At 44.2% G+C, this 12,777-nt stretch carries 11 protein-coding genes and 1 riboswitch; of the genes, 10 read left to right on the plus strand and 1 reads right to left on the minus strand.

Annotation, left to right across the window (positions count from 1 at the left end):
- Positions 1-313 precede the first annotated feature (313 nt).
- On the plus strand, positions 314-1,993 hold the full coding sequence (locus tag DWZ33_RS16075) for an FMN-binding protein (RefSeq protein WP_118455885.1): 1,680 nt from the start codon (positions 314-316) through the stop codon (positions 1,991-1,993).
- Between the two features lie 30 nt (positions 1,994-2,023).
- Here the strand turns inward: DWZ33_RS16075 and DWZ33_RS16080 are convergent, their stop codons facing one another.
- Positions 2,024-3,388 (minus strand): MATE family efflux transporter, encoded by a 1,365-nt coding sequence (locus DWZ33_RS16080; protein ID WP_022939503.1) that lies wholly within the window; start codon positions 3,386-3,388, stop codon positions 2,024-2,026.
- A gap of 241 nt (positions 3,389-3,629) precedes the next feature.
- On the opposite strand from DWZ33_RS16080, the gene DWZ33_RS16085 reads away from it, so the two are divergent.
- From DWZ33_RS16085 to DWZ33_RS16125, 9 genes are all read left to right on the plus strand, one after another.
- The gene (locus DWZ33_RS16085) at positions 3,630-5,138 is read left to right on the plus strand and encodes a DUF1538 domain-containing protein (protein WP_118455887.1); all 1,509 of its coding nucleotides are present in this window, start codon (positions 3,630-3,632) and stop codon (positions 5,136-5,138) included.
- Positions 5,135-5,797 (plus strand): hypothetical protein, encoded by a 663-nt coding sequence (locus DWZ33_RS16090; protein ID WP_022939505.1) that lies wholly within the window; start codon positions 5,135-5,137, stop codon positions 5,795-5,797. Before DWZ33_RS16085 ends, DWZ33_RS16090 begins: the two co-directional genes overlap by 4 nt.
- A 33-nt stretch (positions 5,798-5,830) precedes the next feature.
- Positions 5,831-5,902, plus strand: a riboswitch (Fluoride riboswitch).
- Between the two features lie 42 nt (positions 5,903-5,944).
- The gene (locus DWZ33_RS16095) at positions 5,945-7,123 is read left to right on the plus strand and encodes a cation:proton antiporter (protein WP_118455889.1); all 1,179 of its coding nucleotides are present in this window, start codon (positions 5,945-5,947) and stop codon (positions 7,121-7,123) included.
- Positions 7,124-7,189: 66 nt separating this feature from the next.
- Complete coding sequence (locus DWZ33_RS16100) at positions 7,190-8,059, plus strand: HAD family hydrolase (protein WP_118455891.1); 870 nt, start codon at positions 7,190-7,192, stop codon at positions 8,057-8,059.
- Between the two features lie 132 nt (positions 8,060-8,191).
- A complete protein-coding gene (locus DWZ33_RS16105) occupies positions 8,192-8,809 on the plus strand; it encodes a helix-turn-helix domain-containing protein (RefSeq protein ID WP_118455893.1) in 618 nt (205 codons plus the stop codon).
- Between the two features lie 225 nt (positions 8,810-9,034).
- Positions 9,035-10,933, plus strand: a complete 1,899-nt coding sequence (locus DWZ33_RS16110) for a BglG family transcription antiterminator (protein WP_182425795.1) — start codon at positions 9,035-9,037, stop codon at positions 10,931-10,933.
- 3 nt (positions 10,934-10,936) lie between these two features.
- Positions 10,937-12,073: an amidohydrolase/deacetylase family metallohydrolase gene (locus DWZ33_RS16115; RefSeq protein ID WP_118455897.1), complete on the plus strand. Its 1,137-nt coding sequence runs from the start codon at positions 10,937-10,939 to the stop codon at positions 12,071-12,073.
- The gene (locus DWZ33_RS16120; RefSeq protein WP_161650567.1) at positions 12,042-12,419 is read left to right on the plus strand and encodes a PRD domain-containing protein; all 378 of its coding nucleotides are present in this window, start codon (positions 12,042-12,044) and stop codon (positions 12,417-12,419) included. The genes DWZ33_RS16115 and DWZ33_RS16120 overlap by 32 nt, the downstream gene beginning before the upstream one ends.
- A complete protein-coding gene (locus DWZ33_RS16125; protein ID WP_022939512.1) occupies positions 12,412-12,777 on the plus strand; it encodes an SFCGS family glycine-rich protein in 366 nt (121 codons plus the stop codon). The genes DWZ33_RS16120 and DWZ33_RS16125 overlap by 8 nt, the downstream gene beginning before the upstream one ends.

Consider the following 12,777-nt stretch of genomic DNA (forward strand, 5'->3'; position numbering starts at 1 on the left):
CTGTTTACTTGATGGAAATCATTGAACTGATAAAAAGAGCTCCTGTATGGATTTGCTCGAGTGCGACTCCAATACCGATAGATAGAAGGAGAGAGACATTGAAATACAGGAAGGAACAGCGTCGCGAGAAAGGCAGCTGGGTGTCATCTTTAATGGCATGATTTCCTGAAGGATTGAAGGAAATCATTTTCTTGGTAGATTATAGTTTCTGCTTGTTTGTGAAAATTTTCTTGACTGTATATTAGCTATATAGTGGAAAATAAAGACGAGGTTAAACGCTTACATAACACAAAGTGATGAAAAGGAGAAAGTTATGAAAAAAGTGGTAGGATTATTGCTGTGTGGTGTGCTGGCCGTAAGTGCGGCTGCCTGTTCGCCGAAGAAGGAAGTTAAAACGCTGACAGGTACCGGCAAGGGCTTTGGCGGTGAAATTACCGTAACGGTAACAACTGAGGATGGAAAAATCACCAAAGTAGAAGCAGTCGGTGAAAAAGAGACGCAGGGGATTGGATCAAATGCGATTGAACAGCTGCCGGCGAAAATCGTTGAGGCAGGTAATACAGATGTGGATACCATCGCAGGTGCGACCGTTTCCAGTAAGGGAATCCTTTATGCGGTAAATAACGCGTTAGATCCTGAGGCATATCCATGGCCGATTGAAGAGAGTAAGAAGGATGTCAATGAGGTTGTGGCTTCTGATGCCGATATGGGCTTTGGTGTTGCCAGCTCAGGCCGTGTAGGTCCGGGCAAGGATGATCAGGAAGTCCAGGTTTACAGCTTTAATCAGGTCTATGCAAGTGCGATTTTTGACAAAGAAGGAAAAATCTTAGAATTGCATATTGATCAGCTGGAAGTGGCGACACCGAATTATGACGGTGAAACGATGCCGCATTTCAGCGGTTATCCAGGCCAGACCGGCTATAATATCGATGAAAATCACGACGGCAAGGTTGATGGTGTTACTGAGAATACTGAAGACTTGTTTATGTCTGAAATTGATGGCTGGAAGACTAAGCGCGAACGCGGTGACGGTTATGTGATGGGTACCGGTTATTGGTATCAGCAGATGGATAAATATGAATCAATTTTTGTCGGCATGAGCGTTGATGAGGTTGAGGAATGGTTTGCGAAATACTGCTCAGATCTAAACGGACGTCCATTGCAGGCTAATGCTTCCAAGGATGAAGACGTAAAGAAATATGAAGCGTTAAGTCAGGAAGAAAAGGATATGCTTGCCGATGTGACATCTTCTGCGACGATGAGTCTGCAGGATGGTCATGGCGATATCTTAAAAGCAATCAAAAAGGCTTATGAGAACCGCCGTCCTTTAACGATTGAAGGCGCGAAGGGATTAGGCTTTGGTGTCGCTAACTCAGGCCGTGTAGGTCCGGGCAAGGATGATCAGGAAGTACAGGTTTACAGCTTTAATGATGTATTTGTAACTACGTTATTTGATGAGAATGATAAGATTGCCGCGATGATGATTGATCAGCTGGAAGTGGCAACACCAAATTATGATGGTGAAACAATGCCGCATTTCAGCGGTTATCCGGGTCAAAGCTATAATATCGATGAGAACCATGACGGCAAGGTTGATGGTGTTACTGAGAATACTGAAGACTTGTTTATGTCTGAAATTGATGGCTGGAAGACTAAGCGCGAACGCGGTGACGGTTATGTGATGGGTACCGGTTATTGGTATCAGCAGATGGATAAATATGAATCAATTTTTGTCGGCATGAGCGTTGATGAGGTTGAGGAATGGTTTGCGAAATACTGCTCAGATCTAAACGGACGTCCATTGCAGGCTAATGCTTCCAAGGATGAAGACGTAAAGAAATATGAAGCGTTAAGTCAGGAAGAAAAGGATATGCTTGCCGATGTGACATCTTCTGCGACGATGAGTCTGCAGGATGGTCATGGCGATATCTTAAAAGCGATCCGCAAGAGCTTGGAAAATAAACATGCGATTGATTTAAAGATTGGACAATAGTAAAAGAAGGACCCTTGATGGGTCCTTTGCTTATTCAATGATACCAGCTTTTAATTTACGGCGTTTCAGCCAGCCGCCCTGCAGATAATAGAGGATAAAGAAAATAGAAGTCACGATCCAGGTTATAGGATAACATTGCAGAATCTTATCCAGTAATACGTTTTGCGGCATATAATATGCTATCCAAGCAATTCTTAAGCCGCAGATACCCAAGGCAGTCATCACCATCGGTACAAAGGATTCACCGCAGCCGCGCATGGCGCCTGAAAGCAGCTCAATGCATACATAACAGACATAAAAGGGGCCTAAAATCCATAGTATCTGCATACCGATTTCAATGACCTGAGCATCATTGGTAAAGAGGCGATAGATGAATTGACCGGTACTTAAGAAGAGGCATGAAATCGCGATGGCGGTTATCGAGGCCATAAGTATCGATATTTTTACACTCTTATGCACACGATCAAGCTTGCGGGCGCCAAAGTTTTGACCGACAAAGGTAGTGATAGCTACGCCAAAAGCACCCATCACCATCCAGAATAAGCCGTCAATTTTACCATAAGCCGTCCAAGCGGCAATCGAATTTGTACCATAAGCATTAATGCTTGACTGAATGATAACATTAGAAATCGCGTACATGACCGACTGCAGACCTGCCGGCAGACCGATAATGATAATTTCTTTTAAAATGGTTGGGTTTAAGCGGATTTCGCGCGGATGCAGCTGATAAAGCGTATCAGAACGGATCAGCGTATAGGAGACAAGGATTGCGCTCACCAGCTGAGAAAGGATGGTTGCGACGGCAACCCCCATGACTTCCCAGCGAAAGATTACAACGAATAATAAATCCAGAACGATATTGACACCGCAGGCAGCAATCAGATAATACAGCGGCCGTTTGGCATCACCGACAGCCCGTAAAAGCCCGGAACCCATATTATAAATCATCTGCGGAATGACACCGATAAAATATATCCGCAGATAGGTTAAGGAATAAGCCATGATTTCCTCAGGTGTCTGCATCATCCGCATGGCACTTTCCGCCCCGAAGATGCCGATAACCATCAATATAGCACCGCCCAATATTCCCAACGCGATAGAAGTATGAACTGAGCGATGAATGTTTTCACGATCCTGAGCACCGAAGTATTGCGCTAAAACAACACCGGCACCTGAGGAGAGACCAACGAAAAAGCCAACCGTTAGGTTAATCAGTGTACCGGTCGTACCGCCCACAGACGCAAGGGCTTCCTTGCCGACAAAATTACCGACGATAATCGCATCGACCGTATTGTAAAGCTGTTGGAAAAAGGTACCTAAGACGATAGGGAAAAAGAAAATCAGCAGCTGTTTCCAAATGACCCCTTCCGTAATCCCATTAACGGTATTTTTCATAAACATCCCTCCTAAAAATATAAAATGTACCCATAAAACTATGAGTACATGTTCACCCTGAACAAGTAAGATTTATTCAAAAAACCTTCATGCAGATAAGTTTACATGAAGCAGATTTGCCTGTCAATATTTGTTGGTTACTTTATCATTAAGAATGACATTTTTAATCATTATTTACAGAAAGAAATGAAAAATATGTTATAATTAACTTAAACTAACATAGTATGGAAAGAGGTGACGAATGAGAAAGTTAAAACAGAAAATTAATGAAGCATTGGCTTCGGTAATTCCGATTACCTTGATTGTCTTTATATTAAGTATTACCATCGCACCGCTGCCGCTTGGCATGATGCTGATGTTTTTGGCAGGGGCTTTACTGCTGGTTGCCGGCATGGGTTTCTTTGCGCTGGGAGCGGAGCTGTCGATGATGCCGATTGGTGAAGGGGCAGGCAGTGAATTGGTAAAAAGCCGATGCTTGCCGATCATGATTCTTGTGACCTTTGCGATGGGTGTGATTATTACGGCCGCTGAACCGGATTTAACCGTATTAGCACATCAAGTGCCGGCCGTTCCGGATCGTATTTTGATTTGGACTGTGGCCGCAGGTGTAGGCATTTTTCTCGTTTTGGCATTGCTGAGAACCATCTTTAAGCTCAAACTGAAATATATGCTGCTGATTTTATATGCGGCAGTCTTCATTTTGGCTTATTTTACGCCTGACAGCTTTTTAGCTGTTGCTTTTGACAGCGGCGGTGTGACTACCGGCCCAATTACCGTACCCTTTATCATGGCATTGGGTATCGGACTGGCTCGCTTCAATGATGAAGCCCATTCACAGGAAGAAAGCTTTGGTTTAGTCGCGCTGTGTTCCATCGGTCCTATTTTGGCGGTGCTGATATTAGGCATTCTTTATCATCCTGAGGGGGTCAGTTATACGCCCTTTGAGATGGTTCATGTTGAGACGACACAGGATGTCTTTAAAACCTTTATGGCAGAAATACCGCATACAATTTTTGAAGTAGGTAAAGCGCTGGGGCCGATTTTAATCTTCTTCTGCCTGTTTCAGTGCGTGACCCGCTGTTTCTTAAAACGTCAGTTAATCAAAATTATCATTGGTACAATTTATACATTTATTGGTCTTGTTTTATTTCTATGCGGCGTAAATGTCGGTTTTATGCCGGCGGGCAGTTATCTGGGCGCCCAAATTGTCACACTGTCTTATGCGTGGATTTTGATACCGATCGGTATGATCATCGGCTATTTTATCGTAAAGGCTGAACCGGCGGTTCATGTGCTCAAGGAACAGGTGGCTGAAATTTCAGCGGGAACGATCTCTGCACGGGCGATGGAGCTTTCTCTGTCAATTGGTGTAGCTTTATCCTTAGGCATTGCGATGCTGAGAATTTTAAGCGGGATCAATATCATGTTTTTTCTGCTCCCCGGCTATGCGCTGTCTTTGCTTTTGAGTTTTTATGTACCGGAAATTTTTACGGCTATTGCTTTTGACAGCGGCGGGGTTGCCAGCGGTCCGATGACGGCGACATTTCTGCTGCCTTTTGCGATGGGGGCCTGTGAAGCGATTGGCGGTAATGTTTTAACCGATGCGTTTGGTATCGTTGCCCTTGTAGCGATGACACCGCTGCTGACGATTCAGCTTTTGGGATTGATTATGAAGCTGAAACAGCGTGAGCTTAAGCTTGATTTAGAGGGTGATGACCAGATTATTAATTTTGAGGAGGCTGAACTATGAGCAAAGCGACAGTAAAATGTATGGTACTGATCGTTAATCGTGATCAGGGCAATCGAATCGGCAGTATCTGCCATCAGCATCAGCTGTACTTCTCTTATGCGTGTATGGCATCAGGCACCGCCAGCAGTGAGTATTTGAATTATCTCGGTCTGGGAGAAACGGAAAAAGAGCTGGTATTTACTTTTGCGCCTGCCCATGTTCTTGCATCACTTCAAAAGGCAATCGCGGCGGCAATTCATATTGAAAAACCAAACAGCGGGATTATTTTTACCATGCCGCTGAGCAGTATCAGCAGTTTATTTTTAAAAAATATCATGCTTAATCATGGCGAGGAGACAGTGTCTATGGAAGAAGGTAAATATGCTTTAATTTGTGCAGTTGTAAACAAGGGCTGTCAGGAGTTAGTAATGGCAGAAGCTAGAAAGGCCGGGGCTAAGGGCGGCACCTTGCTGCATGCTCGCTCATTAGACAGTGAAGCCAGTCAGTCATTCATGGGACTGACGGTTCAAGCGGAAAAGGATGTGATTTTGATTCTGAGTACGGCGGATAAGAAGCAGGCTATTATGGAAGCAGTCAATCAGACCTGCGGCTTGAAGAGTGAGGCCGGCGGCTGTTTGTTTGCGCTGCCGGTTGATAGTGTGCTGGGCTGTAACTGCTGATAAGGCTTGCTTGATTTAGCTGCTTATGCTATGATAATAACAGGGAATGAAGTTCTCCCTCGGAATAAACCGAAACCGCGTAAAGCTGATGACTTCTGCAACTTTTTTGTTGTGGATCATCAGCTTTTTTTTGAAAGGGGATTAATTATGTTAACAAGCTTAGCCTTACTATTTATTGTGGGATTATTTGCAGGCTCAGCAGCTGAAAAGCTGCATCTGCCTCCGTTATTTGGCATGCTTCTGGCAGGAATATTGTTGGGGCCCTTTGGCCTGCGTCTGCTCAGTGATTCACTGCTGTCCATCTCTGCTGATTTAAGACAGCTCGCATTGGTAATCATTTTGCTGAGAGCGGGTCTGTCATTAGATATTAATGATTTAAAAAGGGTGGGCCGGCCGGCGTTTCTGATGTGTTTTCTGCCTGCCTGCTTTGAAATTGCCGCCATGGTGCTGATCGCGCCGCGCATCTTCAATATTACGGTCATTGAAGCAGCCTTGCTGGGCAGTGTTATCGGCGCTGTTTCACCCGCAGTCATTGTGCCTAAAATGCTGAAGCTTATGGAAAGTGGCTATGGCAGTGAGAAGAGTATTCCGCAGCTGATTTTGGCTGGTGCTTCGGTTGATGATGTGTTTGTGATCGTATTGTTTTCCATTTTCACATCCTTAGCGGCTGGCGGTACCGTGACGCTGCTCAGCTTTGCCGATATTCCCGTCTCTATTCTTTTAGGCGCGCTGATCGGCTGTCTGAGCGGCTGGCTGCTACAACGGCTTTTAAAATGGGTGAAGTCTGAGCCCTATCAAGTCTTGCTTGTCCTGAGCGCGGCATTGCTGCTGTGTGGATTGGAAAATAGCTTAAAGGGCCGGGTGGCGCTTTCGGGCTTATTAGCGGTGATGAGTATGGGAATCACTCTTCAAAAATGCTCGCCGCATCATGCCAAAACACTGCCGCCCATCTTCTCAACATTATGGAAAGGCGGAGAAATCATGCTGTTTGTCTTAGTCGGCGCTGCTGTAAATATCAATTATGCTGCAGCGGCTGGCTTACCTGCCGTCTTCCTGATATTCTGTGTGCTGGCAATTCGCATGCTGGGCGTGGCCTGCTGTCTGTTTAAGAGTGATCTAAGCGGCCGTGAGCGTCTTTTCTGTATGATTGCCTATACGCCAAAAGCTACTGTTCAGGCAGCGATTGGCTCAATTCCGCTGGCGATGGGTTTGCCATGCGGAGAGCTGATTCTGACTATCGCGGTATTATCGATTCTGATTACAGCCCCTTTAGGCGCCTTTATGATTGATTTAACTTATCCTAAATTGCTTCAGCATACTTCCTGATCTGGATAAATTATTTGCATGTCCCTTCACTTTGCTGATACAATAAGGACTGAAAGGCGTGATTAAATGATTAAATGGATCGTAACCGATATGGATGGAACCTTACTGAACAGTCAGGATCAAATCAGCAGCCGCAATAAGGCGGTATTAATGAAATGTCAGCAGCAGGGAATCAAGCTGATTCTGGCCAGCGGCCGCAGTCAGTACCGGCTTTATCCTTATGCGCAAGCTTTGGATATGAAAAAATATGATGGCTATTTTATCGAGGTCAACGGGATGGCATACCGTCATCTGCAAAGCAATGAACGGGTTTTATTTAAGCGATTAAATCATGAACAGATCGTTGCTGTTTTTAATGAACTGAAAAAATATGGCGGTGAGATTCAGTGTTATCTTGATGATACGATCTATATGGCTATGACGCCTTGGGTCTTTGCGCAAAAGCAGAAGGAACGGAAAGAACTGCAGCTGCCGGATGATTATCCATGGACGGGCGGCGCCTGGGGCTGGCTAGGCGATACCCGTAACGGTTATCCGTATATTCATTGGGTTTATTCAGCAGCCCAGCTGCCAAGGGAATTAAATAAAATAACTTTTATGCGTGAGCCAGAATATGTCACTTCCATCATGGCGGAGCTGAGTGAGCGCTTTGCGGATTGTGAATTAGTGCGCCCGGTTCCCAGAGCCATCGAATTTTCACCAAAGGGAATTACGAAAGGCAGCTGTCTTGAAAAACTGATGAAGGATGAAAACATCGGTGTTGATGAAGTGCTGGTAATAGGTGATGGTGAAAATGATATCGATATGTTTTCTAAAGTAAAATATTCAGTAGCCATGGGTAACGCGGAAGCTTATGTTAAAGAGCGGGCGTATGATCTGACCTTAAGCAATGATGAGGATGGTGTAGCGGCCGCTATTGAAAAATACTGCTTTTAAATAGCTGATTTTAACGAAATAAGGCTTTTGGCAGGCATTCGCAACCACTGGTTGACAACTTTCAAGACGCGGTTGGTGTTCATGACAGCAGCATTCTTGATAAGATGAGCTTGTCAGGAAAGGAGTTTTATTATGAATCTATCCGATCGAATTCAGCAGTTAAGAAAGCAGCGGGGCATCTCACAGGAGGGCTTGGCGGATCAGCTCGGCGTTTCAAGGCAGGCAGTATCAAAATGGGAAAGTGAACAGAGCATTCCCGATTTAGATAAGATTATCCTGCTGAGTGAATATTTTGGAGTTACGACAGATTATCTACTCAAGGGCATCGAGGAAGCTGACAATGGCAAGCAGCTGCCCAATGCCAATATCTTTGTGATCACAGCAACGGTACTTAATTTTATCGGCTTGATTATGTCGGCGGCGGTTTGGTATGAAGAACAGCTTGCGACCTCAATTGTCATTGGTTTAGTTATTATGGCAGTTGGCTGCATGGTTTATGGAATTGGCATGTTTACCGCTTCAGAAGCTACAAAAGCTGGTGCCAGCTGCAATTTCTGGATGATTAATATCTGGCTGCTGACGCTGATTCCATTTTCATTTATCTATAATATACTCTTGATTGGCTATGCCGCCCCGTATCCGCAGCTTGTACAGCCATTGATCGCATATCCGCTTTTTTGGTTTGTCTACATCGCGGTAGGGTTATGTGTCACGATGGTTATGGTAAAAAGACGCCGTGCAAGTAAATGAAAGATCATTGAAAAGCTATGCATTAAATCTATAAATTGCACCAATCAATGATGATCCGACATCTCACTGTCGGATTTTTTCTTTCATCAGATTATTTCTGCAATTTTAAACAATTCAAAATTGCAGTTACTTTACATGTTTTTGCAATTTGTTAGAATTAAAACAAAATAAATCCCTGTTAAAATGAAAATGTAACAGGAGCAATTGAAAGAAGGGATGACTGACGTGAAGCTTCAATTAAAAAACCGCCAGATCGAAATATTAAAAAATCTGATTGCTGCTGGCACACCGATGGATATAACGGTATTGATGAATCGCTTTGGCAAAAGTGAGCGAACGATTCGCTATGATTTGAATGAGATTCGTGAAGCGCTTGAAAAGCAGGGGATTGATGTACGGACAAAGGCTAAAAAGGGGTTTTATATCCCCGCTGAACAAAAGCCCAAGGCCAGCCGTGTCATTGCTGAGAATGGTCAGCAGGAGGAGCCGTCATTGCTGGATGATTCCGATGAAACAAGGAATAATTCAATGCTGCTTTATCTGATGCTGCAAAGCAAGCCGATCAGCGCTGATGAGATTGCCGATACCTTCTATATCTCACGTTCAACTGCAATCCGTATTCTGAATAACTTAGAAGCGGCTTTCAGCGGTATCCGCGTCAATTCACAAAAGGCCTATGGCTATCAGTTAGAGGCAGAGGAGTTCATGCTGCGCAAGATTGTGACACAGCTATTGGTAAGCGCATTTAAAGGCAGCTATACACCGGAAGATTGGTATTTGCTGCTGCCGCGTATCCTTAAGGAAGAGATTTCAATGCTGACCATCAGCGATGTCTCACAGGCAATCAAAAAGGTGAACACACATTATAATGTCTGGCTCTCCAATACAGCTTTTATCAATCTGCTGAGCTATTGTCTGATCCGCGATCTGCGGCTGCGCAAGGGTTTTACACAAAATAACCAAAAGGCAGCGGGCAGTGATTATACAATGGCGCTGCTTCAGGAGCTTGGCAACCGCGGTATCAATACGCTGGAAGTTCAATGGATGAATACGATTTTAAATTCTAATGGTATCTTTGTAAATCAAAGCTGTTTGGATCTGAATGAATTGGATCACGCGCTTGATGAGATGCTTGAGCTGCTGAAAGCAGATAAGCATCATCTGCCTTATGTCTTTGATACGATTACCTTATATGATGATCTGTATGAGCATCTTCAGCATACGATCAACAAAGAATATCTGCATCTTGAAAATGATGAGAATCCTTTAATTGATGAATTGAAAGAAAATTACGCAGATTTTTATTTATTAGCTAATGATTTTGCAGACATCTTTGAAAAGCATTTTCTGATGAAGCTCTCTGAGAATGAAATCAGCTATCTGGCAATTTATCTTTATAAGAATCTGATCAATCAGACAGCAAGCAACAAAAAGGTTTTGGTTGTCTGTGCGACCGGCAAGGGGTTAAGCAACCTGCTGACAACGCGTATCCGCAATGTGTTCCAGAATCTGACAATTGTTGGTTCGGTATCGCCTTATCAGCTTGACAACATCAATTTGTGGAAGGATATCGATTTTGTGATATCAACGATTCCAATTGCACATTCGGCTTATCCGGTCATTAAGATTTCCCGAATCTTATCGATGGAGGATATTCAGCGGATACAGGAATTTCTGCATTATGGGAAATTCATTGATTCTATTCCGATGGATCACAGTAATTCAGCTTCCTTTAATGCTAAGAATGATCCTTTTGATTTATACAAGGATGAGCTAGATCCCAGCAAGACTGATTTGGCAGCGGCTTCAACCTTATACAGTAAGCTGCAGCTGACCTTGCTTGAATATATCAGCAAGCTGCCGCCTGAGGTTTCGATGGGTCAGGACGCGGTACTCGGTATGCTGATTCATATGAGTATGGCAGTGCCACGCTGGTTTTCTCAGCAGAATGAAGAAGATGAGGAAGAAATTATTGAGGCTTATTATAAATACCGCGATGAACAGAGTAATGTGTTTGATTTAATGGAAAAATTCTTCGCTCTTGTTGAGGAAAGCTTATTGATTACAATTCCGATTCATGAGCGGTACGCGTTTTTCCTCTATATATTCAACAAGGAGGTTTGACACATGTTGGAACTACTGATTAAGAATGGCAGTCTGCTGAGTCCGGTCAATGGTTATCATCAGGAAGTGATGGATATCCTGCTGAAAAATGGCCGGATTGAAAAAATCGCACCGCACATTGAAGCGGCAAACGCAGAGGTGATTGATGCTTCCGGCTGTTTAGTAACACCAGGTCTGATTGATATTCATGTGCATTGTTTCCCGCAATGTTCACTGGGTATTGAACCGGATGTATTGGGTATCAAACGCGGGGCAACGACGATCTTTGATGCCGGCAGCAGCGGCGCTTTGAATTATGAGACTTTCCGCAGTGAGTATATTGACCGCAGCAAAACAAAGGTCTTCACCTTACTGAATGTCTCTAAGCTGGGGCTGGCTGAACCGCATGAGCTTGATGATCTGAATAAAATTGATCGGCAAGCGCTGAAGGCGGCGGCTGCTAAGTATCCGGATAACATTGTGGGTTTGAAGGCCAGAGCCAGTGCCAGTGTGGTTGGCGCCATGGGGTTTGAACCGATTCGTCTGGCGGCTGAAATCGCTCATGAGGTTAAGCTGCCGCTGATGGTTCATGTCGGCAATTACCCGCCGGCTTTAAAAGATGTGCTGAATGTACTTGAAGCCGGTGATATCGTGACTCATGCTTATCATGGCAAAAAGGGCGGTATCTTAAATGCTGACGGTACAATTATTGAGGAAGCGCTGAACGCGCGCAAACGCGGGGTTCTCTTCGATATTGGACATGGGGTGGCAAGCTTCAGCTTTAAAACCTTTAAACAGGCGATGACGCAGAGCTTTGACTGTGATTTGATTTCAACCGATCTGCATGTGGAGAATTATCAAGGCCCGGTATACAATCTGGCGGCGGTACTTTCAAAACTGCTGAATTGCGGTGAATCGCTTGAAGATGTTATCAGTAAGGCAACCAGTGTTCCGGCTAGACATTATCAGCTGAAGGGACTGGGAGAATTGAAAGAAGGCTTTATCGGTGATCTATCCGTGATGAAGCTGAGTGACTGTGATGAAGCGGTTGTGGATTCGATTGGTGATTCATTAACGCTGAAGCAGCGGCTGACTTTAGTCAATACGATTTATAGCAGGGGGGATGAAATTGAAGTATTTAGACACGATACTGAACAATAGTGATGTCAGTGCGGAAGTAAGCGAAGAAATCGTACGCTGCATGAAGCAGGTCGATGAGAAGCTTAAGCAGTTAAAGATTGAATTCAGTGATGAGAATGCGGAAATGGTGTTTACGAATCATTTAGTAGCACTTACGAAACGTATTTTGAGTAAGGAATTTATTCCGGATCTTGATGATTCACTGATGGAAGGAGTTTCTTTACAGGCGATGCAGCTTTCAGAAGAATTGGTAAAGGATTTGTTTGAAAGCCATGGCTGTGAAGTAAATAAATCAGAGTTATTTTTAGTAGCTACTCATATTCAATTATATCTCGAAAACAGAAAGGATGGGAAAAACAATGAGTAAGGAAATTTTAGTAGTAATCGGTCATCGTATGGGTAAAGGTCAGGCGGTAGCCAGAGGTGTTGAAAAGGCAGGCGGTAAGGCAATCGTTATTCCAGGCATGGCAGCGGATATGAAATTAGGCGATGTGATGCATGAAAATAATGCCGATTTAGGGATCAGCTTCTGCGGCAGCGGCGGTGCCGGCGCATTGACAGCTCAAAATAAATATGGCTATAAGGCTAAATCTGAGCTGCGTTCAATTGAAGCCGCCTGTACAGCTGTTGAAGATGGCTGTAAGGTAGTCGGACTGGGCTTCATGGATGTGGAAGACTTAGGTCAAAGACTTGTGGAAACATACCGTAAAGTACACGGAGAGTAG

Source organism: Dielma fastidiosa (assembly GCF_003475485.1).
GTDB classification, from domain to species: Bacteria; Bacillota_I; Bacilli_A; order Erysipelotrichales; family Erysipelotrichaceae; genus Dielma; species Dielma fastidiosa.